1 protein-coding gene and 2 pseudogenes are annotated in these 1,259 nt (G+C 68.0%); 1 reads left to right on the top strand and 2 read right to left on the bottom strand.

The features are described from left to right. A pseudogene (locus AC1VAN_RS22260) lies at window positions 1-597 on the bottom strand (prolyl oligopeptidase family serine peptidase); the annotation flags it as partial. A 69-nt stretch (window positions 598-666) separates the two neighbouring features. Next, the gene (locus AC1VAN_RS22255) at window positions 667-984 is read right to left on the bottom strand and encodes a hypothetical protein (protein ID WP_480986796.1); all 318 of its coding nucleotides are present in this window, start codon (window positions 982-984) and stop codon (window positions 667-669) included. A 126-nt stretch (window positions 985-1,110) separates the two neighbouring features. Between AC1VAN_RS22255 and AC1VAN_RS22250 the strand changes: the two are divergent. Then, a pseudogene (locus AC1VAN_RS22250) lies at window positions 1,111-1,259 on the top strand (lipocalin family protein); the annotation flags it as partial.

Genomic DNA, 1,259 nt, shown 5'->3' with positions numbered 1-1,259 from the left:
GACGAACACGGTGTCGCGGTCGATCCAGCTCAGGCCGCCCTTCGATTCGGGACGGAAGAAGCCGTCCTTGATCCAGCTCTTGCTGGCCAGGTCGAACTCGCGGGTGACATCGGCGTCGGCACCGCCGCGCGACAGCGCGATCAGGCAGCGGCTGTAATCCGGACGCAGGCAGTCAGCGCCGTGCCAGACCCAGTTCTCGTTCTCGGCCTTGTTCAGCGCATCCAGGTCGAGCACGGTTTCCCAGGTCGGCGAGGCCTTGCGGTACTCGGCCAGGGTGGTGCGACGCCACAGGCCGCGCTCGTGCTGCTTGTCCTTCCAGAAGTTGTAGTAGTAATCACCGATCTTCTGCACGCCGGGAATCTTGGCGTCCGAGTCGAGCACCTCGCGGATGCTGCTCTCCATCTGCTTGAAGGCCGGGGTCTGCGCCAGGCGCGCCTCGGACTTTGCGTTCTGTTCCTTGACCCAGGACAACGGCTTGTCGCCGGTGACGTCCTCCAGCCAGGCGTAACGGTCGGTGTCTTCAGCGGCCACGGCGGTACCCACCGAGGCAGCGGTCATCATGCCGGCCAGCAGGCAGGCGGAAGCGAATCGTGACATTGCAGCTCCAGGCAGTCATTAGCTGTGAAACGCTAGCATGGATCACCGGGGCCGCCCCCGTGTCGAAGGTCAGGCCGTGGCGGTGTGCGCCTTGYGCGTACGCGTGGGGGAGCGCCGCCGGGCCTGCCCATGGTCGCGTCGCAGCGAGCGGAGCGCGGCCAKCGTTGGCAACGGGCAGCGCAGCAGTGCCCACCAGGCCGCCAACGGCATGCCGACCAGCCACAGCGGCAACCAGCCCAGCCAGGCACTGCTGCCGCGCGCGGCCGGCCACACCAGCACCACGGCCAGGCCAGCGAGGGCGAGCTGCGGCACCACCCGCAACAGGCGCGGATCGGCGCGTTCGCTGACGCGTTCAGTTGGCGGGCGGTGGCGGGGACGTGTGCGCATGCGGATTCTCCGGTGGTCGATGGCGGTCAGCTTGGCTGCGGGGCTTCTCACCGGCTGCGACACCATTGACGGATGGCGTGCACACAGTGACCATGCGCGGGCAAGCCCACTGGAGCCCGCTCCCGCATGACCTCGATCCGCCCGCTCTGCGCTGTGTTGCTGGCCCTGTCCCTGGGCGGTCCGGCAGTGGCTGCCAATTCTCCACCGTCGTCCCACAACAGCGCCGCGGAAGCCTCTGCAGATGGGGCGATCGACCTGCAGCGCTTCATGGGGAC

This window comes from Stenotrophomonas sp. 05L44_2 (assembly GCF_056665995.1).
This window is presented reverse-complemented; position numbering and strand designations above follow the sequence as displayed.